This is a genomic window from Modestobacter marinus (assembly GCF_019799945.1).
Taxonomy (GTDB): domain Bacteria; phylum Actinomycetota; class Actinomycetes; order Mycobacteriales; family Geodermatophilaceae; genus Modestobacter; species Modestobacter marinus_B.
Genome location: NZ_JABGCH010000021.1, coordinates 37400 through 61675, shown reverse-complemented (window position 1 = coordinate 61675; position 24276 = coordinate 37400). Strand labels below are relative to the sequence as shown.

The window sequence follows — 24276 nt, the reverse complement described above, 5'->3', positions numbered from 1 at the left end:
CGGACCAGCCTAGGACGCCCGCGCGGAGCCGGCCGGGGGCCGGCTCCGCGGCGGCTGGCGGAGACGGACGGGAATCGAACCCGCCTGACCGAGCTGCTCGGCCACGTCGGCTTTAGAGGCCGCGGGGGCCACCAGGCACCCTGACGTCTCCGCCGCCGAGCCTACGCAGCCGTCGTCACAGGTTCGGCTCGACGTCCCGGGTGTAGATCGTCTCCAGGGTCGTCTTGAGCGCGTCGAGCTCGGCCTGCACGTCCGCCTGCGAGGTGAGGATGTTCGCGCAGGTCTTGGCCATCTCCTGGTCCGCGCCCGGCAGGAACACCCGGGCGTAGTCCTGCGTCCGTGTCACCTCGAGCTGGTCGAGCGCCACCTGCACCTGCGGCGCCGCGGCGACGATCGCCGCGGTGTCGGCCGACTTCCGCACCGGCATGTACCCGGTCGCCTGCGAGAAGGTGACCGTGTTCTCCGGCGAGGTCAGGAACTTGACGAACGTGGCGGCGGCCAGCTGGTTCTCCGGGGCGATGTCCTTGGGGATGCCGACCCCGGCGCCACCGGTCGGGCAGACCGGCGAGGTCTCCTCGGGGCCACCGGGCAGCGGGCCGGCGCCGACCTCGAACGTGGCGGCCTTGAGGATGCCGACCAGGCTGCCGGTCGAGGCGATGGTCGCGCTGGCCGCGCCCGCGGTGAGGTCGTTGACCGAGTCGCTGCTGGCCACACCCGCCCACGCGTCCTTGTAGACGGAGTCCTGCAGGAACTGGATGGCCGCCACCGACTCCGGCGAGTTGCAGGTGATGTCGAAGGACTCCTGCGCCGACCAGCCACCACCCCAGCCCCACAGCACGTTCTGGAAGCTCCAGCCCGCGTAGCCGGCCAGCGCCGGGTGCTGGAAGGCGCGCTGCGTGCCCAGCCCGGCCGCCTGCAGCCTGGGCGCCCACTCGGTGAACTCCGCCCACGTCTCCGGGGCGCGGTCGGGCAGGCCGGCGGCCGCCCAGTGAGCCTTGTTCCAGTAGAACAGCGGCGTGGAGCGCGCCCACGGGATCGCCCACTGGGCGTCGTCGTAGGTGTAGTCGGCCCACAGGCCCTCGCGGTAGTCGTCCTTCTCGATGCCGACCGCCTCGACCAGCCCGTCCAGCGGGATGATCGAGTCGAGCATCTTGTACCGGAACCACCAGACGTCGGAGAAGACGATGACGTCCGGCAGGTCACCGCCGGCCTGGGCGGCCTGGAACTTCTGCGCGATCTCCTCGTAGTTCGCCCCGGCGGTGACCAGGGTGACCTTGATGTCGGACTGCGCGGCGTGGAACGCGTCGATCAGCTGCTGGGTCACCGCCTGGGAGGAGCCGGGGTTGCTCGACCAGAAGGTGATCTCCTTGGCCGGGGTGATCGTCGACCAGTCGGTCTCGTCGGTCGGGGCCTCCGCGCCACCCCCGCCGGAGGTGCTGGGGCCGCCGCAGGCGGCCAGGGCGGCGGCGGTGCCCAGGGCACCGGCCAGGCCGAGGAACCGCCGCCGGTCGAGCGCGGCCAGGGTGAGTGCGTTCGGGATGCGATCGGGCATGACGGGCCTCCAGGGAGAGGGGGTGCACGGGGACCGGTGGAGCACGAGCTGAGGCGTCAGTCCTTGACCGCGCCTTGGGTCAGCCCGGAGACGATGTAGCGCTGGAAGGCCGTGAAGACGACGAGCACCGGGACGATGACCAGCACCGTGCCGGCCATCACCAGGCCGTAGCCGTCGGCGCCGCTCTCGCTGTTCTGCAGCAGGGTCAGGCCGACGGGGAGGGTCATCATGTTCGGGTCCGAGACGATGACCAGCGGCCACAGGTACTCGTTCCACTCGAAGACGATGTTGACCAGCGCGACGGTCGCGATCGCCGGTGTCGAGATGGGCACGACGATCCGGGTGAGCCGCTTCCAGTGGCTGGCCCCGTCGATCTCCGCGGCCTCCAGGATCGAGGCCGGCAGGGTGAGGAACTGCTGGCGCAGCAGGAAGGTCCCGAACCCGGTGGCCAGGCCCGGCAGGATGATCCCCCAGTAGGTGTCGGCCCCGCCCAGGCCCGTGATCAGCACGTAGTTGGGCAGCAGCGACACCTGCGGCGGCACCATCAGGGTGGCCAGCACCAGCGCGAAGATGACCTTCTTGCCGGGGAACCGCACGAAGACCAGCGCGTAGGCGGTGAGGACGGCGAGCGCCACCTTGATCCCGGCACCGATCGCGGTGACCAGGACCGAGTTGAGGAACAGCCGCCCGAAGGGCACCTTCTGCGCGGCCTCGGCGTAGTTGGACGGCGCGAAGGAGTCCGGCAGCACGCTCGGGGTCTGGGTGAGCAGCTCCCCCGGGCTCTTGAACGACGCCAGGACCATCCACAGCAGCGGCAGGACGACGACCAGCGTCGCGAGCACGATCGGCACGTACCCGGTGACGATCGTGCCGACCAGGTTCTGCCGGGACAGCGGTCCGTTGCGGCGCGGCTGCACCGGCGCCCGCTCGGCGACGGCGGTCACCGGTAGTGCACCCGCCGCTCGAGGACGACCAGCTGGAAGACCGTCAGCAGCACCAGCAGCCCGAAGAGCACGGTGGAGACGGTCGCCGAGTAGCCGGCCCGGTTGGAGCCACCGAAGGCCTGCAGGTACGCCTCGTAGATCAGCGTCGTCGTCCCGCGGCCCAGCGGGTTCATGATCCGCAGGATGTCGAAGGCCTGCAGCGAGTTCAGGATGCTGGTGACCAGCAGGAAGAACGTCGTCGGCGAGAGCAGCGGCAGCACGATCGAGAAGAAGGTGCGCCGCGCGTTCGCGCCGTCGATCGAGGCGGCCTCCAGCAGGTCCCGGTCGATCGACTGCAGCCCGGCCAGGTAGATCACCGCGGCGTAGCCGAGGTTCTTCCAGATGAAGACGATGATGACCATGACCAGGCTGAGCGTCGGGTCGTTGAACCACTGCGGGCTCGACGCGCCCACCAGCCGCAGCAGGTAACCCAGCACGCCGACCACCGGGTCGAAGATGAACAGCCAGACCAGGCCCACGCCGACGCCGGAGAGCACGAACGGCGAGAAGACCGACGCCCGGGCGAACCCGACCCCCTGCACCCGCTTGTTCAGCGCGAGCGCCACCAGCAGGCCGAGGACCATCGACCCGCCGACCGTGGCCACGGTGAACACCGCCGTGGTCACCAGCACGCCCTGGGTCCGGGGCGAGGTGAAGAACTCGACGTAGTTGCCCAGCCCGACCGGCGTGGCCACCGGTGCGCCGAGGGTCCAGTTCAGCGTCGAGTAGTAGATGTTCGAGAACAGCGGCCGGTACGTGAACAGGGCGATCAGCAGCAGGTTGGGCGCCGCGAAGGCCAGGAAGACCAGGTAGTCGCGCCGGTTGCGCCGGGAGGCCCAGCGGCGACGGCGGGTCGCGGTCACACGGGTGGGGGACGTCGGCGGGAGCGCCCGGGGGGCTTCCGTCGTCGTCACCGGCACCACCACCGCGGGACGGACACGTCCACCGAACTCCCTTCGAGGCGCCGCCCCGAACCGGTCGGCCGCCGTGCAGACTGCGGGCCCATTGCTTCCTGTGGGCCACGGCGAGGTGACGCGGAGCGTAACGTCCCGCAACCGTCTCCGTTCACCGGTCCGCAACACGGTTTCGCAACGACGACCAGGCAGGACGCCGCTGCGGCCGGTTGCGAGCGGTTCTAACCTCGGCCTCGTGACCACCGCTCCCGCGACCGTCCGGCTCACCCAGTACGCCCACGGCGGCGGCTGCGCCTGCAAGATCCCGCCCGGCGAGCTCGAGGCCGTCGTGGCCGGCCTGACCGGTGCCGGGCCGGCCGACCCAGTCACCCGGCTCGTGGTCGGACTGGACGACGGGGACGACGCCGCCGTCGTCGAGCTGCCCGGCGGCCAGGGGCTGGTGCTCACGACCGACTTCTTCACCCCGGTCGTCGACGACGCCTACGACTTCGGCCGGATCGCCGCCGCGAACGCGCTGTCCGACGTGTACGCGATGGGCGGCACCCCGGTGGTCGCGGTGAACCTGCTCGGCTGGCCGCGCGACGTGCTCCCCGCGGAGCTCGCCGCCGAGGTGCTGCGGGGCGGCCTCGAGGTCGCCCAGCAGGCCGGCTGCCACGTCGGCGGCGGGCACTCGATCGACGACCCCGAACCCAAGTACGGCATGGCGGTCACCGGGCTGGTCGACCTGGCCCGGCTCATCCGCAACGACGCCGCGGTGGCCGGCACCCCGCTGTCGTTGACCAAGCCGCTGGGCGTGGGGGTGCTCAACAACCGGATGAAGAGCACCGGCGAGGTGTCCGCGGAGGCGCTCGCGTCGATGACCGCGCTCAACGCGGAGGCGTCCCGGGCGGCGCTGGCCGCTGGGATCCGGGCCGGCACCGACGTCACCGGGTTCGGACTGCTCGGCCACCTGTACAAGATGGCCCGGGCCAGTGGCGTGACCGCGGTGGTGGACGCCGCCGCCGTCCCCTACCTGGCCGGGGCGCGGGAGGCGCTGGCCGCCGGGTTCGTCTCCGGTGGCACCCGGCGGAACCTCGACTGGGTGCGGCCGCACGCCGACCTGTCGGCCGTCGACGAGCACGAGGGACTGCTGCTGGCCGACGCGCAGACCTCCGGCGGGCTGCTGCTCGGCGGGGAGGTGCCCGGGGCGCCGGTGATCGGTGAGTTCGTGCCGCGGCAGGAGCACGTCGTCGTCGTCCGCTGACCGGGCAGAAGTGGCCATTTCTGCCCTCGCTGTTAGCTTGCCTGCATGCTCGCTGCTTTCGTCTCGACGCCCGCCCCGGACGACCCGCTGTCGGTGCTGGAGGTCGGTGACCGCCCCGGGCCCGAGGTGCCCGAGGGCTGGACGACGGTGCAGGTCCGGGCCGCCTCGCTGAACCAGCACGACGTCTTCAGCCTGCGCGGGGTCGGGCTGCCGGCCGAGCGGATGCCGATGGTGCTGGGGACCGACGCGGCCGGCGTGGACGAGGAGGGCAACGAGGTCGTCGTCCACGGGGTGGTGGCCAGCCCCGGCTGGACCGGCGACGAGACCCTGGACCCGAAGCGGACGCTGTTCTCCGAGCTGCACCAGGGCACCTTCGCCGAGCGGGTCGCGGTGCCGCGGCGCAACCTGCTGCCCAAGCCCGCCGAGCTGTCCTTCGCCGAGGCCGCCTGCCTGCCCACCGCGTGGCTGACCGCCTACCGGATGCTGTTCGTGAAGTCCGGTCTGCGCCCGGGTTCGACCATCCTGGTGCAGGGCGCCAGCGGCGGCGTCGCGACCGCGCTGATCCGGCTGGGCAGCACCGCCGGCTACCGGGTGTGGGTGACCGGCCGCAGCGAGGAGAAGCGGGCGGCGGCCCTGGCGCTCGGTGCCGACCAGGCGTTCGAGCCCGGTGCGCGGCTGCCCGAGCGGGTGGACGGCGTGATGGAGAGCGTCGGCAAGGTGACCTGGTCGCACAGCATCAAGTCGCTGCGCCCGGGCGGGGTCGTGGTGACCTGCGGCGCCACCACCGGCTACGACCCCGGCGCGGAGCTCAACCGGGTCTTCTTCACCCAGCTGTCGGTGATCGGCTCGACGATGGGCACCCGCGGGGAGCTCGAGGACCTGATCGAGATGTGCCGGGTGACCGGCGTGCGTCCCCAGATCGACGTGGAGCTGCCGCTGGCGCAGGCGCGGGAGGGCTTCGAGCGGATGCTCGAGGGCCGGACGGCCGGGAAGATCGTCTTCACGTTGTGAGCGGACAGGGGCGTGAGCATCGCAACGAGGAACGAGCGAGGAGCGGAGCGCCCCCGGGAGCGAACCGGACAGCGTTGTGAGCGGACAGGGTCGTGAGCATCGCAGCGAGGAACGAGCGAGGAGCGGAGCGCCCCGCGGGAGCGAACCGGACAGCGCTGTGAGCGGTGAACCGGTGAGTGCGGTCGGGCGGGTGGTCGCGGCGCTGCGCGCCGGGGGCGTCGACGCCGAGGTGCGCCGGTTCGACGAGCCGGTGCCCACGGCGGCCGCGGCCGCTCGGGTCCTGGGCTGCGAGGTCGGCGCGATCGCCAACAGCCTGGTGTTCGACGCCGACGGCGTTCCCCTGCTCGTGCTGGCCAGCGGCGCGCACCGCGTCGACACCGGCAAGGTGGCCGCGCTCGTCGGCGCCGCGCGCGTCCGGCGGGCGACACCGGAGTTCGTGCTCGCGGCCACCGGCCAGGAGGTCGGCGGGGTCGCGCCCGTCGGCCACCCGTCCCGGCTGCGCACCGTCGTCGACGTCGACCTGTCCGCACACCCGCTGCTGTGGGCCGGCGGCGGCGACCACCACACGATGATCTCGGTGACCTACACCGACCTGGTGCGGGTCACCGGCGGCCTGGAGGCCGCAGTCTCCTGAACGGAGGACCGCTGTGATCGGCCGGATCTGGCGCGGATGGGTCCGCACCGCGGACCGCGACGCCTACGTCGACTACATCGAGGCGACCGGGATGGCGGAGTACCGCCGGACGCCCGGCAACCAGGGTGCCTGGATGCTCACCCGCGACCTCGACGACGGGCGGACGGAGGTCGTCACCTTCAGCCTGTGGGAGTCGTTCGAGGCGATCCGGGCGTTCGCCGGCGACCACGTCGAGCAGGCCGTGTTCTACCCGGAGGACGAGCGGTACCTCGTCGACCGGGAGACCACGGTGAGCCACTACAAGGTGGCGTCCGGCGCGGCCGTCACACCCTGACGGCGGCGCCGGGGATGACCAGCCCGCGCGGCTCGAACTCCTGCTTCGCCGGCTGCGCGGCGGGTTGCCCGTCCGCCAGCTCGGCGAGCGCGGGAGCGACGACCTCGGCGTCGTACCGGTCGCAGTGCTCCTTCGACTCCCAGATCTCGAGGACCTGGAAGCCGTCGTCGGTGGCCCGGCCGAGGTGGAGCAGCAGGCCGTCGTCCCGGCCCTCGCTCCGGCGCCCGATCTCCGCGTGCAGGGCGTCGTAGAGCTCGATCGGCGCCGGCACGTCCATGACGAACCCGTAGGTCATGGCGGACTCCGCTCAGGCTGGATCCCCGGTCCGGCGGTCCCGCCGGACCGGGGGTTCACGCTAGTCGGTCTCCCGGGTCCAGCGGCCCAGCGTCAGGACGCCGTCCGGGTCGTAGGCCGCCACGATCTCGGCGAGACGCCGCCGGGTCGCCTCGCCGTAGGCCCGCCGGGCCGACCGCGCGTCGTGCACCGGGCCGAAGTTGGGCCACACGGTGCCGGTGTCCCAGTCGGCGAGGGCGCTGAAGACCGCCTCGGCGTGCCCCGGGGCCGCCGGGTCGGGTGCCATGCCGACGACGAGCACGCTGTAGCGGGCGGCGCGGTGGTCGAAGGCGTTGGGGTGCTCGGCCTCGCGGGCGTACGCCCCGCCCAGCTGGCGCACCTCGACCAGCACCTGCGGCGACCCCGAGCCGGGTCCGGCGACGGCGAGCAGCAGCTCGGCCGCCTCGGCCGGGAAGTCGCGCAGCAGGATCGCGGGGTCGATCACCGGCATCGGGTCGACCGGGTCGGCGTGCACCGAGTCGACGGCGGTGTACGGCTTCAGCGCGGCGTCGTCCAGGACCACCGGGGCGACCGCGCGCAGCTGGTCGAGCAGCCGCGCGCCCTCCGCCGGGTCGCCGGTCCACAGGAACCGGACGCCGAGGGTCATCCGCCCGGCCAGCGGCGGCGGCACGAACTCCAGCGGCGGCAGCTGGAAGATGACGAAGGACGTCGTCCCCTCCTCCGGCAGGGTCGCCGACCAGTGCCGCCACGCCTCGACCACCCGGGCGGTGTCCGCGCCGTCGAAGTAGATGGCGCCGCCGTAGAAGGTGGACATGCGCAGCAGGTCGAACTCGACGGCGGTGACGATGCCGGTCGTGCCCTTGCCGCCGCGCAGCGCCCAGAACAGGTCGGGGTGCTCGGTGGGGGTCACCCGGCGCAGCACGCCGTCGCCGGTGACGACGTCGAACGCGCGAACCCGGTCGGCGGCCAGGCCGTGCGTCCGCGTCATCGGGCCCACGCCGCCGCCGGTGGTGTAGCCGACGACACCGACGTCGCTGGAGGACCCGTTGAGCGGGGCGAGCCCGAGCGGGGCCGCGGCCTCGATGACCCGGAGCCACTTCACGCCGGCGCCCACCCGGGCCCAGCCCTCCGGGTGCACGGTGAGCTCGTCCAGGCCCTTGGTGGAGATCAGCAGGTCCCCGGTGATGCCGGGTACGGCGCCGTGGCCGGTGGCCTGGACGCCGACGCGCAACCCGAAGGCGCCAGCGAAGCGCACCGCCGTGGCGACGTCCTGCGCCGTCCGCGCGTCGACCACGGCGGCCGGCTGCACGGGCACGGCGAGGTTCCACGGCGAGACCAGCGGGCCGTAGCCGGGGTCGTCGGGCGTGTGCACCGAGCCGGTCAGGACGGCGTCGAGCACGTCGAACGGGGCGTCGACGGCGGTGGTCTCGTCGACGGCGGTGTCGAGGAGTGAGGTCACGGGATCCTCCAGGTCCGGGGCGACGTCCGGATGACGTCTGGAGGGACGGTGCCGCCGCGGTCTTGCCGGGCTCTTGAGCCGTCCTTGGCGGCGGGGCTCAAGCCAGGGCGTGCGGCGCGACGAACAGCCCGCGGGGGTCCACGCTGTGCCGGATCGCCGACAGCCGGGCGTGCACCCCGGGCGGGAAGACCTTCCGGGTGTCGACCGGCTCGTCGAGCATCGGCAGGTAGTGCCGGCCGGTCGCCCACGGCTCCAGCGCGGAGAGAAAGCGGGCCGCGGCGGCCCGCTGCTGCGGCCAGTCCTCCGGCCCGCCCTCGAGGCCCAGACCGAGGGCGAGGAAGGCCCCGTCGAGGAAGGACAGCGCGCCGCCGTCCGGGTCCGGCCGGGACAGCACGCCACCGAGCTGGCGCAGCTCGGCGGCGGCCAGCCGGGTGCCCGAGCCGGGGCCCACGGCGTCGATGACTGCGCCGATCGCGGCGTCGGGCAGGCCGGCGACGAGCGTGCTGCTGGCGTAGGCCGGCGTCGGCCCCTCGGGGTCCAGGTGCAGCCGGGCGAGCGACGCGGCGGCCACCCGGGCGACGGTGTCGAGCTCCGGGGCGAGCGCCCGCAGCGGGGCGAGGACGTCGGCGGCGGACCCGTCGTCCCCCAGGACGGCGCCGTCCACCATCGCCAGCCGCCGCCCGCGCAGGTGCGCGGGGAACTCCTCCGCCGACGGGACCTCCAGCAGCCGGAAGGCGGTGGTCGCCTCCTCCGGCGCGTCGGCGCACCACGCCACCCAGGCCGGCAGCACCCGGTCGACGGCGGTCCAGTCCCAGGCCAGGAAGCCCGCGACGACGGTGTCGAGCGGGAACAGGTCGAACTCCAGCGCGGTCACGACGCCCAGCGGGGCCGCCCCGCCGCGCAGCGCCCAGAACAGGTCGGCGTCGTCGTCGGCGGTGGCCCGGACGAAGGTGCCGTCGGCGAGCACCAGCTCGACCGCGGTGACCGCGTTGCACTGCAGCCCGAGCCGGCGCGCGTACCAGCCGATGCCGCCGCCGAGTGAGTACCCGACGACGCCGACGTCCGGGGACGACGGGTGCCGGGCGGCCAGCCCGACCCGTCCGGCGGCGTCGGTGAGGTCCCCCCACAGCACGCCCGCGCCGACCCGCGCGCTGCGCCGGCCGACGTCCACCACGAGCTCGCTCATCGCCGAGGTGCGCAGCAGCACGGCCTCGGTCAGGTGGCCGTGCAGGGGCGGCGCGCCGTGCCCGGTCCCCTGCGGCGCCACCGACAGCCCGGCCGCGCAGGCCGTGCGCAGGACGTCGGCCACCTCGTCCGGGAACGCCGGGTAGACCACCGCGGCCGGGTGGTCGGACAGCTGCAGGTTCCACGGCGAGCGGGCCATGTCGTAGGCCGGGTCACCGGGCAGGTGCACCGATCCCCCGCACAGCCCACGCAGGCCCTCCGCCCGGATGCGGGCGGGGATCGGCCTCTGCTGCTGCGTCACGGTCACCTCGTCTCAGCGCGGTGGACAGCGTCGGTCGGCGGACTTGAGAGGAACTTGAGGCGGTCGCCGTCCGCGGCCTGCAGCACCGAGTTGACCGTGCCCGGCGCGAGGTACAGCCGCTCGGCGACCTCGCGGACGTCGAGGCCGGCCGCGGTCAGGTCGAGGATGCGGCGCTCGGTCGTGGACAGGTGCTCGGCGGCGGGCCGGGGCTCGTCGGCCAGCCCACGCGCCTCGAGCGCCGCGCAGGCCTCCGCGAGGACCCCCGCCGCGCCCCGCTGGTGCGCGGTCTCGCTCGCGGCGCGCAGCAACGGCTCCGCCTCCTCGTCGGGCACGTCCGGACGGCGGCCCAGCGCGCAGCCCGCCCGGCCCAGCTCGACCGCGGCCGAGGTGGGCGTCAGCACCTCCACCGCCTCGCGCAGGTCGGCCAGCCCCGCCGGGCCGCGCAGCTCACCGAGCAGGCGCAGCGCGGCGCCGAGATGGCTGGGCGCACCCCACCGCCGCAGCAGCCGGACCTCCTCCTCCGCCAGCTCCACCGCCTCGTCGGTGCGGCCGAGGCCGGCCAGCGCCAGCGCGCCGGTGCCCCGCCAGGGGTGCCACACCGGGTTCGGGATCGGCACGGGCGCGGGGATGCGCACGACGGTGCCAAGGGCCTCCTCGTACCTGCCCTCCGCGACGAGCAGCCGGGCGACACCGTGCTGGAGCAGCCGGCCTCCTTCCCCGGGGTGCGGCCCGGCCAGCCCGGCGTCCGCGGCCCGGCGGGCGGCGGGGAGGTCCCCGCGGTCGAGGTGGCAGGCGATCTCGAAGGCCCGGGTGTACGAGTCGCCGAGCTCGGTGCCGCCCCACATCTGGGACTGGTCGAGGGCATCCCGCAGGCAGGTGAGCGCCTCGTCCAGCTCACCCCGCCGCCAGTGCCAGAACCCCTGCCAGAGGTTGGTCGAGTGCACGGCGAACAGCGACCCCTGCGCGTGGGCCGCCGCCCGGGCCCGGTGCCAGAAGTCCCCGAGGTCGTCGTCGGCGAGCACCCGGACGACGGCGGCCACGATCCAAAACAGCCCGCTGTCGACGGTCCACAGCCGGTCCCCGGCGAGGGCGGCGCGGGCCAGCTCGACGGCGCGGGCCCGGTCCTGCCCGGCCAGGGTGGTCTCGAACGCCAGCGAGGCGGCGAGCATCCGGGCCCCGTCGCCGTCCCCCTCCGGCTCCGGGGGCGTCGGCGTCCGCCACACGGCGGGGTCCAGGCCATGCATGTAGCCGCTGGTCCGTTCCAGCGCGACCAGCGCCTGCCGGTGGTCGGTCAGCTCGGCCGGCAGCACCGCACCGGCCTCCCGGGCGAAGGCGGTGGCGGTGCCCGGCGGGCTGGCGAAGACGTGGGTACGGGCGATCACGATCGCCAGGTCCGCACGGGTCCGCGCGTCGTCGACCAGCGCGTAGGCCCGCAGCAGGTGGCCGGTGCTGGAGGCGCCGTCGACCAGCGCCTCGACCGTCCCCAGCTCGATCAGCACGTCGGGCAGCGACCGCAGCGACGGCGGCTCGGTGAGCGCCCGCCGCAGGTAGGTCACGGCGCTGTCGGAGGCGCCCCGGTCGGCCGCGGTCCGCGCCGCCCGGCGTAGCACCTCGGTGGTGCCCTCGTCGGCGCGCGGCGGGGCGAGCAGCAGGTGGGCCGCGACCTGCTCGTCGCTGGCGCCGGCCGCGCGCAGCAGCCGGGCCGCCTCCTCGTGCCGCAGCCCGCGCTCGGCGGCCGGCAGGTCGCGGTACACGGCGTCGCGGACCAGCGGGTGGACGAAGGCCAGCGGCTGCTCGTCCTTGACGATCTCGACCCGGGCCAGGACGGCGAGGGCCGCCGCCGTCTGCTGCTCGGGCAGCCCGGCCAGCGCGGCGACGACCGGGAGCGGTGCGCCGTCCCCGAGCACGGCCGCCGCCCGGGCCACCGCGGGGACGTCGGGCGGGACCCGGCGGAGCCGGACCAGCACCATGCTGGACACCGCCCGGGAGCCGACGGCGACGACGGTGTCCGCATGCGCGGCGTCGGGCCGCACCCGGTCGGCCTCCAACCCGCGCAGCAGCTGCCGCAGCAGCAGCGGGTTGCCCGAGGTGGTCCGGTGGCAGGCGCGGGCGAACAGCGGCGACACCGGCTCCCCCAGCCGGCGGCCGACGATGCGGGTCGTCGCCTCCGGCGACAGCGGAGCGGGACGGACGACGACCGCCGTGGGCTCCAGCGCCAGCTCGGCGAGCAGCTCCTCGTCCTCGTGCTGTTCCCCGGTCCGGACCGTGCCCACGACCAGCACCGGGACGTCGTCCAGCCGGCGGACCAGGTAGGCCAGGCAGCGCAGCGACGCGCTGTCGCACCACTGCAGGTCGTCGACGGACAGCAGCAGCGGGCCGGCGACGGTGAGCTTGACCGCCAGCCAGTACAGCCCGTGCAGCGCGGCGAAGGAGCCCTCCTGGGCCTCGCCCGGGGTCAGGTCGAAGACCGCGCGGGCCGGGGCTGCGGCACCGCTGAGCAGCTCCTCGCGCCGGTCGGCCGCCGTGAGCTCGGGCTCGAACAGCTGCCGGACGGCGCCGAAGCCGAACGCCTTCTCCAGCGGGCTGCCGCGGGCGGTGAGCACCCGCACGGAGCGCTCGGCCGCCAGTCGGCGGGCCTCGGCCAGCAGCCGCGTCTTGCCGATGCCGGCCGGTCCCTCGACCAGCAGCAGCCCGGGGCGGCCCTCGGCGAGCCCGTCCAGGGCCTCTCCGACCGCGGCGAGCTCACGGTCGCGGTCGGCCAGGTCGTCGGGCACCGCCCGGGCGGCCGGCGGGCGCGGTGCCGGCCCGGGCGCGCGCCGCGGCGGCCCCCGCAGCGCGGGCGACTGGGCCAGGACGGCGTCCTCCAGCTCGCGCAGCGCCGGGCCGGGGTCGACGCCGAGCTCGTCGGCCAGCGTGGCGCGCGCCCGGCGGAGCGCGGCGAGGGCGTCGGCCTGCCGGTCGGACCGGTAGAGGGCGAGGGCGAGCAGTCGCCAGCGCTCCTCCCGCAGGGGTTCCTCGGCGACCATGGCCTCCAGGTCGGGGATGAGCAGCGCGGCCTCGCCGAGGTCCAGGCGGGCGGCGAGCAGCTTTTCCCGCGCGGCGGCGCGCAGCTCGGTGAGCCGTCCGATCTCGGCCTCGGCCCAGGGCGCGTCGGTGTAGTCGGCGAGGGCCGGCCCCCGCCACAGCCCGAGCGCCTCGGCCAGCAGCTCCACGGCCTGCGCGGGAGGCGCACTCGCCGCCTGGAGCACCAGGGTCTCGAACCGCCATGCGTCCACGGCGTCGCCGGGCAGCCGGACGGCGTAGCCGGGCCCCTGCCGCACGATCACGGCCGAGCGGGTGCGCGCGGCGGTGCCCGGTTCGAGCCGGCGGCGCAGGTGGGAGATGTAGGCCTGCAGCGCGCCGCTGGTGTCGGCCGGCGGGTGGTCGCCCCAGACGGACTCGGCGAGGCGGTCGGCGGGCACGATCTCGCCACGGGCGAGCAGCAGGACGGCCAGGACGGCGCGCTGCCGTGGACCGCCCAGGTCGAGAGGCGCCCCGGCGCACGTCGCCGTGAGCTCACCCAGCAGGTTGACCCGCAGTTCGGTCGTGCCGACCACCCACCCTTCGCTGCCCGCCCGAAAGGTAGACGAGGGAGCGCGTGCAGGGCAGGGGCCGCGGCACCGCCGCGGACGGCGGCGGGGAGTGCGGCCCGGCGCCGTCACGCGCGGGCGACCGGCGCGGCCCGGCGCCGTCAGGCGCGGGCGACCAGCGCGACCCGGCGCCGTCAGGCGCGGGCGGCCAGCAGCCGGTCGATCTTCGCGGCGACCTTCGGCTGGTCCTTGACCGGCAGGTGGGCCAGCGCGGGGGCGATCTCGGCGATCCGGTGCTTCTGGGTCGTGGTGGCGCGGAACAGCAGGCCGGTGGTGACGCCGTGGTCGGGGCGGGCCACCACCTCGACCCCGTCCCCGGCACCCACCTCGCCGGTCTGCAGCACCCGCAGGTAGGCGCCGCTGGCCCCCTGCGCGGTGAACCGCTTGACCAGCCGGGGCACGTCCCAGAACCGCTCGAAGTTGGCGCACGGGATGCGGCAGGCGGTCACCTCGAACAGCGCCGTGCCCACCGCCCAGCGCTCCCCCAGGACGGCGTTGGTCAGGTCGAAGCCGCTGGTGCGCAGGTTCTCACCGAACCGGCCCGGGGGGAGGTCGCGGCCGAGCTCAGCGGCCCACCAGTCGGCGTCCTCCTGGGCGTAGGCGTAGACCGCCTGCCCCTCGCCGCCGTGGTACTTCCGGTTGACCTGGACGTCGCCGTCCAGACCCAGCTCGCCGACGGCGACCCGGCCGTCGACCGGCCGCTTGTCGATGCCGCTGCGGCCGGGCCGGCGGCCGGGCAGCGGCAGCAGGTCCGTGCCGGAGACGCAGACGGCGAGGACCCGGCCGCTCACGCCACCGGCTCGCTGGCGCTCGCCGGAGGCGTGCCGCCCACTGCTCTGCTCATCGGTGAGCTGGCAAGCTCGCTCACTTCTTCGAGGCGGTCGACTCGTTGGTGGAGAGCGCGGCCACGAAGGCCTCCTGGGGGACCTCGACGCGGCCGACCATCTTCATCCGCTTCTTCCCCTCCTTCTGCTTCTCCAGCAGCTTGCGCTTGCGGGTGATGTCACCCCCGTAGCACTTGGCCAGCACGTCCTTGCGGATGGCGCGGACGGTCTCGCGGGCAATCACCCGCGACCCGACGGCGGCCTGGATCGGCACCTCGAACTGCTGCCGCGGGATCAGCTCGCGCAGCTTGCCGGCCATCATCACGCCGTAGCTGTACGCCTTGTCCTTGTGCACGATGGCGCTGAACGCGTCGACCGCCTCGCCCTGCAGCAGGATGTCCACCTTCACCAGCTGCGCCTCCTGCTCACCGGCCTCGGCGTAGTCGAGCGAGGCGTAGCCGCGGGTGCGCGACTTCAGCGCGTCGAAAAAGTCGAAGATGATCTCGCCGAGCGGCAGGACGTAGCGCAGCTCGACCCGGGACTCGCTGAGGTAGTCCATGCCCTTGAGCGCACCGCGGCGGCTCTGGCACAGCTCCATGATCGTGCCGGTGTAGTCGCTGGGGGCGATGATCGTGGCGTTGACGATCGGCTCGTAGACCGTGTCGATCTTGCCGGCCGGCCAGTCGCTGGGATTGGTGACCACGACCTCCGAGCGGTCCTCCATCACCACCCGGTAGACGACGTTGGGCGCGGTGGAGATCAGGCTCAGCCCGCTCTCCCGCTCCAGCCGCTCGCGGACGATCTCCAAGTGCAGCAGGCCGAGGAAACCCACCCGGAAGCCGAAGCCCAGGGCCGCCGACGTCTCCGGTTCGTAGAGCAGCGCCGCGTCGTTGAGCAGCAGCTTGTCCAGCGACTCGCGCAGCAGCTGGTACTCGCTGCCGTCGATCGGGTAGAGCCCGGAGTAGACCATCGGCTTCGGGTCGCTGTAACCGCCGATCGGCTCGCTGGCCGGCTTGTGCTGCAGGGTGACGGTGTCACCGACGCGGGACTGGCGGACGTCCTTCACGCCGGTGATGAAGTAGCCGACCTCGCCGACCCCGAGCCCGTCGACCGGCTTGGGCTCCGGGGAGATGACGCCGATCTCCAGCAGCTCGTGGACGGCGCCGGTGGACATCATCTTGATCCGCTCGCGGCTGCTGATCCGGCCGTCGACGACGCGGACGTAGGTGATGACGCCGCGGTAGATGTCGTAGACCGAGTCGAAGATCATCGCCCGGGCCGGAGCCGCGGCGTCCCCGACCGGAGCCGGGATCTTCTCCACGATGGCGTCGAGCAGGTCGGCGACGCCCTCGCCGGTCTTGCCGCTCACCCGCAGCACGTCGTCGGGGTCGCAGCCGATGATGTGCGCGATCTCGCCGGCGTACTTCTCCGGCTGCGCGGCCGGCAGGTCGATCTTGTTGAGCACCGGGATGATCGTCAGGTCGTTCTCGATGGCCAGGTACAGGTTCGCCAGCGTCTGGGCCTCGATCCCCTGCGCGGCGTCGACCAGCAGCACGGCGCCCTCGCAGGCGGCCAGCGAGCGGGACACCTCGTAGGTGAAGTCGACGTGCCCGGGGGTGTCGATCATGTCCAGCACGTACTCGGTGCTGCTGTCCGCGCCGGAGCGCGGGGTCCACGGCAGGCGCACGTTCTGCGCCTTGATGGTGATGCCGCGTTCCCGCTCGATGTCCATCCGGTCGAGGTACTGGGCGCGCATGTTGCGCCCCTCGACGATCCCGGTCACCTCGAGCATCCGGTCGGCCAGCGTCGACTTGCCGTGGTCGATGTGGGCGATGATGCAGAAGTTCCGGATCCGGGCAGGATCGGTGGAGGCAGGAGTCGTCACAGTGCTGCCCATCGTCCCACGCTCTCCCCCGCCGTCGAGCCGAAGCCCGGCAGGACGCGCTCGCGCCGCCGGCCCCCGGCCTCCGGGTTGGGGCTGTTCCGGTGTGCTGGTATCTTGTGAGGCCGGTCCGCAGGCGCTTCTCCGTGCCGTGGACGCACTGTCAGAAGTACCCCTTCCTGCGAGACATCCGAGGCTCACGCGTGGCGAACATCAAGTCCCAGATCAAGCGGATCAAGACGAACGAGCGGGCGCGTCAGCGCAACGTCGCGGTCAAGTCCGCCCTGAAGACGTCGGTCCGGCGTTTCCGCTCGGCCGCCGACGCCGGGGACCGGGAGGCCGCGGTCACCGCTCTGCGGACCGCCAGCAAGGCGCTGGACAAGGCCGCCAGCAAGGGCATCATCCACAAGAACCAGGCCGCCAACCGCAAGTCGGCGCTGGCCAAGCGGGCTGCCGCTCTCTGATCCACCGGGGCGGCCCCGCCGCCCCGTTCACGAGCCCCTCTCCCGGCGGAAGAGGGGCTCGTCGCGTTCCGGGCTGCTGGCGTGAGCCTCTTCCGGCGCGACCCTCAGCGGCCGCGGGGGCGGTTTCCCGAGGTGGCCCGGATCTCGACGATCCGCCGGACGGCGCGCTCGAGCGCGTAGTCGGCGCTGGCCGCCGCGCCCTTCACGTCCGCGTTCAGCTCCGCCGTGACACCGATCGCCTGCTGCAGCGCGTCGATGGTCCAGCCCCGCGCCTGGCTCTGCGCCTTCTTCACCTTCCACGGCGGGAGCTTGAGCTGCCGCGCCAGGTCGCCGATGTTGGAGGTGTTCAGCGAGGCCACCCGCGCGGCGGTGCGTACCCCGTCGGCGAGCGCGTCGGCGATGAGCACGTGGGCCACCCCGCGCTCGAGCGCCCAGCGGAGCATCTCCACCGACCCGGCGGTGTCCCCGACAAGCACCCGCTCGGCGACGGTGAACCCGGAGACCTCCGCCTGCCCGCGGTGGAACCGGGCGACGGCGTCGGCGTCGATGGTGCCGCCGAAGTCGGAGACGAGCTGGCTGGCCGCCGAGGACAGCTGCCGCAGGTCGTTGCCCACCGCGTCCAGCAACGCGACGGTCGCGTCCGGGGTGATCTTGCCGCCCGCGGCGCGGACCTCGTTGCGCAGGAACGCGATCCGGTCCCCCGGTGAGCTGATCTTGGGGCAGTCGTCGACCGCGGCACCCGCGGCCTTGAACGTCTTGAGCAGCGCCTCGTTCCGCTTTCCGCCGGCGTGCACCAGGACGAGCGTGAGATCGGGGTCCGGGTCCTTGGTGTAGCTGGTCAGCGCCTCGGCCAGGGCGGCCGCGGCCTCGTGGACGCCGGTCACCACCACCAGCCGGTGCCCACCGAACAGCGACGGGGCGAGCACGTCGGCCAGCTGACCCACCGGGAGCCCGGCCGCGGCGAGCTCGTGCTCCTCGCTGTCGGGGTGGCGCTCGCGCACCGCGGCCCGGACGGCGGTCACCGCCCGCGCGCGGAGCAGCTCCTCCTCGCCCACCACCAGCCGCAGCCGGGACGTCGGAGCGGGGGGTGCGGCTGCCACGCGGCCATGCTCCCACGCGGGACCGACCGGACCGCGCCGCGACCGGTGCCGGCAACGGTGACTCCGGACCCGTCGCGCCGGCCCGCAGCACGGCGTCGGGACCGCGCACGGCGACGCCCCACTCCCCCTCCCGGCCGACCACCGCCACGTCCCCGTCCCGGTCGGTCCGGTAGGTGCGCATCCCCTCGGCGGCCAGCCGGTCGAGCAGCCGGTCGGCGGGGTGCCCGTAGGAGTTGTCCGCGCCGACCGACACCAGGGCCACCCGGGCGCGACTGGCCGCCAGGAACCCCGCGTCGGCGTCGGCGCTGCCGTGGTGCGGCACCTTCAGCACGTCGGCGGTGAGGTCGGTCCCCGCGGCCACCAGGCGAGCCTCCGCCTCGGCCCCGAGATCGCCGGTGAGCAGCACCTGCAGTCCGCGGTGGCTGGCGCGCACCACCAGCGAGAGGTCGTTGGCCTCGGCGGCGGGAGTCGCAGCGGCGGGATCAGGCGCGAGCACCTCGAAGGTCGCGCCGCCCACGGTGCGCCGGTCGCCGGGGACCAGCACGACGTGCCGGGCACCGACCCGGTCCATCACCTCGGTGACCGCGGGCAGGCGGTCTTCGGTCGGCGTGAGCGCGCCGGTGGCCACCTCGCCGACCCGGCGGCCGGTGAGCGCGCCCGCCAGCCCGGCCACGTGGTCGGCGTCGAGGTGCGACAGGAGCACCAGGGGGAGCTCGTCGACGCCCAGCCGGGTCAGGCAGGCGTCGACCGCGGGCCCGTCGGGACCGGCGTCGACCAGCACCCCGGTCCCCGCGCCGGTCGGCAGCACGAGCGCGTCACCCTGCCCGACGTCGCACGCGACCACCACCGAGCCGGACACCGGCCACCCGCGGGTGGCCTGCCGCACCGGCCAGCCCAGGACCACGACGCCCACGAGCACCGCCAGCGCGAGCGCCCGGGACCGGGGCCAGCGCCACAGCGCCCAGCCCCCGACGGCCAGCAGCACCGCGAGCAGGACGGCTCCCGCCGCGCCGGCCGGCCAGCCGGCGGCCCCGTCGGGGACCGCGGCCGCGTGCTCGGCGACGCCGACCAGCCAGCGCACCGGCCAGCCGGCAAGCCACGTGGCCCCGTCGGCCAGCTCCGGCGCGACCGGGCAGAGCAGCGTCGCGACCAGTCCGAACACGGTCGCCGGGACGACCGCGGGCGCGGCGAGCAGGTTGGCCGGCAGGGAGACCAGGCTGACCACCCCGGAGAGGGCGGCCACGAGCGGGGCGGTCGCGAGACCGGCGGCGGCGCTGACCGCCAGCGCGTCGGCCAGCAGGCGGGGCGCACCGCGCCGTCGCAGGCCCCGCGACCACGGCCGCGCCAGCAGCACGATGGCCGCGGTGGCCACCACCGACAGGGCGAAACCACCGTCGCGGGCCAGCCCGGGCTCGGCGAGGAGCAGCACGACGACCGCCGCCGCGAGCGCGGGGACCGCCGTCCGGGAACGCCCGGAGGCGAGCGCGACGAGACCGACCCCGCCCATCGCCGCCGCGCGCAGCACGCTCGCCCCCGGCCGGGCCAGCACGACGAACAGCGCGATCCCGAGGACCCCGACCACCGCCTGGACCCGCCGGTCGGTGCCGCGCGCCCGCAGCGGCCACAGCACGAGCGCGACGACGATCGCCACGTTGGCCCCCGACACGGCGGTCAGGTGTGAGAGCCCGGCCCGCCGGAACTCGTCGGTCAGCACCTCGTCCATCGCCCGGGTGTCGCCGACCACCAGCCCGGGCAGCAGGCCGGCCGGGCGGGGCGGCAACGTGCGCGCCGACGACTCGGCGAGGCCGGCCCGCAGGGTCCCGGCGGCCTGCTGCAGGGCTCCCGGCCCACCGGTGGGCACCGGCGGCGCCCGGGCGGACAGGACGGCGACGACCTCGTCCCCCGGCGCCGCGGGTCGGACGGCCGCGCGCACCCGGACCACCTGCCCGGGGAGCAGCTCGGCCCAGGCGTCCGCCGGCCCGAACAGCAGCACCCGCGCCTCGCGGATCGGCGCGCCGTCGACCTCCTGCACCGTCGCGGCCACCAGCACCCGTGGCGCGCCGGCGCCCGACAGCGGCCGGGGGTCGTCGTCCACCCGCAGCACGACCGGCACCACCGCGTCACGCGCGGCCAGGGGACGTAACGGCGAGGACCCGTCGAGCTGGGCGCGGACGCCGCCCAGCACGGCGGACACGGTGAGGGCCGCCAGGCAGCCGGCCAGCAGCGCGACCCGACCGCCGCTGGTGCGCCGGCTCAGCAGGACGGCGGCCGCGACCGCCGCACCGCCGCCCACCGCTATGCTCAGCGCGGGCGCGAGGCGCGGCGTGAGCAGCGTGACCACCCAGACGGTCCCCGCCGCCGGCAGCAGGCGCAGGTCGACCCAGGCCCAGCGCGCGTCGGTGCGTACCCGCCGCACCTGCGGGGGGCGGCGGGATCCCGGCGGCCAGGTCACCGGACCGTCACCCGGTCCTGCAGGTCGGCGTAGATCGCCGGACCGATGCCGTCCACGTCGTCGAGCTGCTCGACGCTGGTGAACGGGCCCTGGGCGGTGCGGTGGTCGACGATCCGCTGCGCCAGCACCGGGCCGATCCCCGGCAGCGCGTCCAGGTCGGCGACCGTGGCCGTGTTCAGGTCGAGCGGTCCCCCCGCGGCCGGCCCGGCGCCCCCGGTCACCGGCACCGCCCCCGGCCGGGCGACCACGACCTGCTCGCCGTCGATGAGCACCGCGGCGGCGTTGACCGAGGCCGGGTCCGCGTCGGGCAGCAGCCCGCCGGCCGCGGCGAGTGCATCGGCGACCCGCGCTCCGGGCGGGAGGGTGACGAGTCCGGGTGCGGCGACCGCACCGACGACGGACACGACGACCGGGTTGGACGCCGACGGGGTCGGGGGCGCGGACGACGTCGCTGACGGCGCACCGGTCGCCACGGCGCCGGCACCGGTCACCCGCTCCACGGCGGGCCGGTCGGTCCAGGTCCATCCGGCGACCAGGAGCGCGGCCAGCACCGCAACGGCCCACAGCGACCAGGCGCCGCGCCGCCCCGGGTCCAGCCGGGCGGCCGGGCCCGGCAGCCGGTGGCGCCCGAGCCCCGCGGGGGTCGGCAGCTCCGGAGCCGCCTCGAGGGAAACGGGCACGGTCTCCGCCGGGTCGTCCGGCCAAGCTCCGGCCTCCGCGGGCTCGTCCTCGTCATCCGGGACCCATCCGGAGGGAGGGCGTCGGCCCTCGGCCAGCAACGCCCGCAGCCGGGCGCGGATGACGTCGTCGTCGTCGCGGCGGCGGGCGGAGGAACGCACCTGCCGGACGCTAGGGACGCCCGGCCGGCCAGCGCCACGGCCGGCGCGAGGTTGTGGACGACCGCCGTGGCTGTGGACGACGGGACGCACCGGCGCTCCAGGACCGGACAGCTGGTCGGCCTCCACGGGGGGAAAGGACGCGCCCGCGCCCGGCCGGTCAGCCCGTCGCCGCATCCGAGAAGGCGGCCGCGTGCTCGGCGACGCCGACCAGCCAGCTCACCGGCCAGCCGGCGAGTCACGTGGCTCGGTCGGCCAGCTCCGGCGCGACCGGGCAGAGCAGCGTCGTGACCAGCTCGAACACGGTCGCCGGGGCGACCGCGGGCGCGGCGAGCAGGTTGGCCAGCAGGGAGACCAGGCTGACCACCCGCGCTTGCGGTTCCAGGCGTACCCACGGTCGCGGACCTCGGCGGTCAGCCAGCGGGCGCCGTAGACCCGGCGGTGCTCGGCACATGCGTCGCGGGCGGCCTCGCTCGCAGAGGCCGCTTCCAGCTCGGTCGTGGTCGCGCCGCCGGCCCGCTTGGCCCAGTCGTAGAAGGTGTTCGGGCTGATGCCGAACACCCGGCAGAGACGGCGCACGCCGTAGCTGGTCTCCGCGGCGATGAACTCGCAGACCAGGCGGCGGCTCACCGCCCCGTCTCCCGGGCGAAGAAGATTGCGGCCCTTTTCAAGACCTCCCGCTCGAGCTCCAGCTCGGCGACCTTGCGCCGCAACCGAACCAGCTCCAGCCGCTCATCGGCGCTGAGCGCCGCAGGCCCGTCGGCTCGCTGGCGGCGCTCGACGGCCACCCAGTTTGCAGCGTCTCGTGATCGACCCCAAGCTCGCCGGCCACGTCACGGACGCTGCGGCGGCTGTCGAGCACCTGCTGCACAGCCCGCTGCCGGAACTCCTCGGGTTACTTGCTCCGTCGACCCAACCGGCCCTCCCTCCTTGGCTTGCGCCAAGTCTGGGTGTTCGGCCGACGGGGGTCACTTCACCCTGCAGCGATACACACAAGTGTCGATCCAGTACTAAGACGGGATTTGACGGCCTGCCCGACTGCGCGGCGATGCGAGCAGGATGGCCTGGCGGCGCAGCACGATGGGCGACTTCGCGCCAGACAACGTCGGCTGGATATAGAAGTCCAGCCGCCTCCAACCTTGCGGGCGACAGGCGAACGTCAGCGTGCTCCTCGGCAGAGACGGATTGGCCGCGTGGACGACGTGCGCGAAGGATCGCAGGGGCCGTCGCGCGGGGGCTCGTGTGATGCCTATGTCCCTCGCCGCGCCCCCGCAGCCGTGGGAGAAGCCAGGTCCTGGGGGTATCAGCCGGGCCACCGTTCTGGGCTGAGGTCCGGGCCGACGTATCCCCCACCGGGATGCCCGTGGGCCTCGTCGTGGAGGAAGTGGGCCGAGTACCAGAGCACCACGTCTCGGTCGGTAACCGGCTCGGCGGGGATCGCGAAGCTGTCGATGCGGGCCCGGGAGAGATTGGGGTCGGTGGTGAACGGCTGCCCGTCGTCGATCTCGTTTCCTCGATACTGCAGCACCCAGAGATCACCGACGCCGTACCCGGTGGCGTTGCCGTCGGCGGATCCGGGCACGATGAGGTACGACGCACCCGTCTGGGGGTTGCTGACCCGCCAATGACGCTGGCGTCCTGGATCACGAGCCCGCCGAATCTCGAACGACTTCACGTGCCAGTTGCCGGTGCCGACGATCGGTGGGTTATTGAACTCCTCCACACGATTGGGAGAGATGCCGTCGACATCTAGGTCCAGCCGCCAGTAAACGTGGTGGTGATGACCCAGACAGGTGCAGGTATTGGCCGCGGCGGCGAATCCAAAGCGCGGTCGAATGGTGCCGTCGGCCGCGAGGCGCCACTGGCTGATGTAGCGGTACCAGCCGGCGGCCAGCTCGCTGACGATGACCACCTCGGTGCCCTCAACGTAGATGGCCGCTCCCCGGAAATTTCCTACGTCTGATCCGGACTCGATGATGGTCCGTGCCGGTGTCGGACACACCCGGATGCCTGGTACCGGATCCGAGCCGTCGGGAGCGTCGAAGCACGTCTCCTGGTTCTGCCAATCCCGGTAGGTCGGACCACAGCCGGCCTGCTGGCCCTCCGCGAAGTACTCGACATTGAGGATCGGCACGTGCGCCCGGTAGAGCACCCGGTGGTCGCGGTAGTCGACGAAGCGCAGCTCCACCCCGGATCCATTGGTCCCCGACGACGCCGCAGGACGCACAAGCAGGAACCGCCAGATCCTGGTCGCACCGACAAAGACCGAAACCCACACCTGCCCCGTCGTCCCTGTGAACGGGCAGCCGAAGAACGGCGGGCTGGGCTCACACGCCCGGTCCTCGAGCCGCGGCACCCCCGGCAGATCCGCCACAATCAGCCGGTCGCGCAGGCGCACCCCGACAAACTGTCGCGTAATACCGCGTTGGTCGACCAGGCCGACGGGCAGGACCCGCTCGCTACGCCCATCCTGCAGGTCCGGCCCCGCCACGGGCGGCATCGGCGCGTAGGGCTGCAACCCCTCCGCTTCGATCAGCGGACGGAGCTGGTCGTCGTTGCGCACCGCCTCGAACGCGAGGTCCAACTCCTCCTGGGATGGAGCGGGCTGATATGCCCAGCCCTCGACCCGAAAGGACTCGAGGTCCCCTGCCTCCAGGGCGCGTACCGGCCCCTGGACACGGACGGCGTTCTCGGTCGTGTAGTCGTACGCCTCGGCGACCAGCATCCCGCTTGCCTGTCCGCGGCCGTCCTTGTCCTCCGGATCATCGACCCGCACGCGCAATAGGCGGACGTCGTCGCCGGCCGTCACCGCGTTCCGTCGCAGAACCTCGGTCACCGCCTCGGCCCACGCTGATCCATGGTCCTCGACCGGCTCGATCTCCAGCCGAAGGTCCTCACTCACCGCGACCTCCCAAGCGCTGGGCCGTCTAACCCCGATTCACCCGAGCTGCCCACGGCTGTCGGTGCGCACATGACCGGGGGCCGCCGGAGTCGTCCGTGCGCGCAGGCCGCCGTACTCGCGCGTGCTGACCGGGAGCCTGGGTTTCGGCGGCAACCGGGAGCGATGCACTCACGCCAGTACCTCCTGAGCGACAACCAGGCTTCGGTAGACCTGCCCGAGCAGCGTTCCTTGCCGACCGTCACGAATACGTCACTGCGCCGTCACGACGATGAGGGTT

At 74.1% G+C, this 24276-nt stretch carries 19 protein-coding genes, 1 tRNA gene and 3 pseudogenes; 5 read left to right on the top strand and 18 right to left on the bottom strand.

Annotated features, from left to right (window positions below; translation table 11 throughout):
• Positions 1–55: 55 nt before the first annotated feature.
• From HK417_RS16975 to HK417_RS16960, 4 genes are all read right to left on the bottom strand, one after another.
• A tRNA-OTHER gene (locus HK417_RS16975) sits at positions 56–151 on the bottom strand.
• A gap of 24 nt (positions 152–175) precedes the next feature.
• A complete protein-coding gene (locus HK417_RS16970) occupies positions 176–1552 on the bottom strand; it encodes an ABC transporter substrate-binding protein (RefSeq protein ID WP_222268592.1) in 1377 nt (458 codons plus the stop codon).
• Between the two features lie 56 nt (positions 1553–1608).
• Positions 1609–2496, bottom strand: a complete 888-nt coding sequence (locus HK417_RS16965) for a carbohydrate ABC transporter permease (RefSeq protein ID WP_222268590.1) — start codon at positions 2494–2496, stop codon at positions 1609–1611.
• Positions 2493–3449, bottom strand: a complete 957-nt coding sequence (locus HK417_RS16960) for a carbohydrate ABC transporter permease (RefSeq protein ID WP_222268588.1) — start codon at positions 3447–3449, stop codon at positions 2493–2495. The genes HK417_RS16965 and HK417_RS16960 overlap by 4 nt, the downstream gene beginning before the upstream one ends.
• 235 nt (positions 3450–3684) lie before the next feature.
• Between HK417_RS16960 and selD the strand changes: the two genes are divergently transcribed.
• The 4 genes from selD (at position 3685) to HK417_RS16940 (ending at position 6671) form a co-directional block, all read left to right on the top strand.
• Positions 3685–4692, top strand: a complete 1008-nt coding sequence (selD, locus tag HK417_RS16955; RefSeq protein WP_222268586.1) for a selenide, water dikinase SelD — start codon at positions 3685–3687, stop codon at positions 4690–4692.
• 45 nt (positions 4693–4737) lie between these two features.
• Positions 4738–5703, top strand: coding sequence for a zinc-binding dehydrogenase (locus tag HK417_RS16950; protein WP_222268584.1), 966 nt, complete (start codon positions 4738–4740; stop codon positions 5701–5703).
• A 172-nt stretch (positions 5704–5875) separates the two neighbouring features.
• A complete protein-coding gene (locus HK417_RS16945; RefSeq protein WP_222268582.1) occupies positions 5876–6337 on the top strand; it encodes a YbaK/EbsC family protein in 462 nt (153 codons plus the stop codon).
• A 13-nt stretch (positions 6338–6350) separates the two neighbouring features.
• On the top strand, positions 6351–6671 hold the full coding sequence (locus HK417_RS16940) for a hypothetical protein (RefSeq protein WP_222268580.1): 321 nt from the start codon (positions 6351–6353) through the stop codon (positions 6669–6671).
• On the opposite strand, the gene HK417_RS16935 is transcribed toward HK417_RS16940, so the two are convergent.
• The 6 genes from HK417_RS16935 to lepA all read right to left on the bottom strand — a co-directional run bounded on the left by HK417_RS16935 (position 6661) and on the right by lepA (position 16260).
• Positions 6661–6966, bottom strand: a complete 306-nt coding sequence (locus tag HK417_RS16935; protein WP_222268578.1) for a hypothetical protein — start codon at positions 6964–6966, stop codon at positions 6661–6663. The two genes, HK417_RS16940 and HK417_RS16935, sit on opposite strands and share 11 nt — an antisense overlap.
• 60 nt (positions 6967–7026) lie before the next feature.
• Positions 7027–8424, bottom strand: coding sequence for an FAD-binding oxidoreductase (locus HK417_RS16930; RefSeq protein ID WP_308123657.1), 1398 nt, complete (start codon positions 8422–8424; stop codon positions 7027–7029).
• A 97-nt stretch (positions 8425–8521) separates the two neighbouring features.
• Positions 8522–9910, bottom strand: coding sequence for an FAD-binding oxidoreductase (locus HK417_RS16925; RefSeq protein ID WP_222268576.1), 1389 nt, complete (start codon positions 9908–9910; stop codon positions 8522–8524).
• Positions 9911–9912: 2 nt separating this feature from the next.
• Entirely contained in the window at positions 9913–13506 is a 3594-nt protein-coding gene (locus HK417_RS16920) for a BTAD domain-containing putative transcriptional regulator (RefSeq protein WP_222268574.1), read from the bottom strand.
• 167 nt (positions 13507–13673) lie between these two features.
• Entirely contained in the window at positions 13674–14330 is a 657-nt protein-coding gene (locus tag HK417_RS16915) for an MOSC domain-containing protein (protein WP_222268572.1), read from the bottom strand.
• A 73-nt stretch (positions 14331–14403) separates the two neighbouring features.
• Positions 14404–16260 (bottom strand): translation elongation factor 4, encoded by a 1857-nt coding sequence (lepA, locus tag HK417_RS16910; protein WP_222268570.1) that lies wholly within the window; start codon positions 16258–16260, stop codon positions 14404–14406.
• 188 nt (positions 16261–16448) lie between these two features.
• On the opposite strand from lepA, the gene rpsT reads away from it, so the two are divergent.
• Positions 16449–16709, top strand: a complete 261-nt coding sequence (gene rpsT / locus HK417_RS16905) for a 30S ribosomal protein S20 (RefSeq protein ID WP_222268568.1) — start codon at positions 16449–16451, stop codon at positions 16707–16709.
• Between the two features lie 104 nt (positions 16710–16813).
• Here rpsT and holA read toward each other — a convergent pair whose 3' ends face one another.
• From holA to HK417_RS16875, 8 genes and pseudogenes are all read right to left on the bottom strand, one after another.
• Positions 16814–17809, bottom strand: a complete 996-nt coding sequence (holA, locus tag HK417_RS16900; RefSeq protein WP_222268566.1) for a DNA polymerase III subunit delta — start codon at positions 17807–17809, stop codon at positions 16814–16816.
• Between the two features lie 355 nt (positions 17810–18164).
• Positions 18165–19532, bottom strand: a pseudogene (locus HK417_RS25580) (ComEC/Rec2 family competence protein); the annotation flags it as partial.
• Positions 19533–20257: 725 nt separating this feature from the next.
• On the bottom strand, positions 20258–21100 hold the full coding sequence (locus HK417_RS16890; RefSeq protein WP_222268564.1) for a ComEA family DNA-binding protein: 843 nt from the start codon (positions 21098–21100) through the stop codon (positions 20258–20260).
• Positions 21101–21335: 235 nt separating this feature from the next.
• Positions 21336–21464: a hypothetical protein gene (locus HK417_RS25575; RefSeq protein WP_261327061.1), complete on the bottom strand. Its 129-nt coding sequence runs from the start codon at positions 21462–21464 to the stop codon at positions 21336–21338.
• Between the two features lie 14 nt (positions 21465–21478).
• A pseudogene (locus HK417_RS26970) lies at positions 21479–21727 on the bottom strand (transposase); the annotation flags it as partial.
• Positions 21724–21885: a hypothetical protein gene (locus tag HK417_RS25570; RefSeq protein ID WP_261327060.1), complete on the bottom strand. Its 162-nt coding sequence runs from the start codon at positions 21883–21885 to the stop codon at positions 21724–21726. The pseudogene HK417_RS26970 and the gene HK417_RS25570, both read right to left, overlap by 4 nt.
• Positions 21886–21902: 17 nt before the next feature.
• A pseudogene (locus HK417_RS26965) lies at positions 21903–21980 on the bottom strand (hypothetical protein); the annotation flags it as partial.
• Between the two features lie 420 nt (positions 21981–22400).
• A complete protein-coding gene (locus HK417_RS16875; protein WP_222268559.1) occupies positions 22401–23999 on the bottom strand; it encodes a hypothetical protein in 1599 nt (532 codons plus the stop codon).
• Positions 24000–24276 lie beyond the last annotated feature (277 nt).

Coding starts and splice junctions, on each gene's coding strand:
- HK417_RS16970 (WP_222268592.1), bottom strand. CDS start 1,552: ATGCCCGATCGCATCCCGAACGCACTCACCCTGGCCGCGCTCGACCGG.
- HK417_RS16950 (WP_222268584.1), top strand. CDS start 4,738: ATGCTCGCTGCTTTCGTCTCGACGCCCGCCCCGGACGACCCGCTGTCG.
- HK417_RS16935 (WP_222268578.1), bottom strand. CDS start 6,966: ATGACCTACGGGTTCGTCATGGACGTGCCGGCGCCGATCGAGCTCTAC.
- lepA (WP_222268570.1), bottom strand. CDS start 16,260: ATGGGCAGCACTGTGACGACTCCTGCCTCCACCGATCCTGCCCGGATC.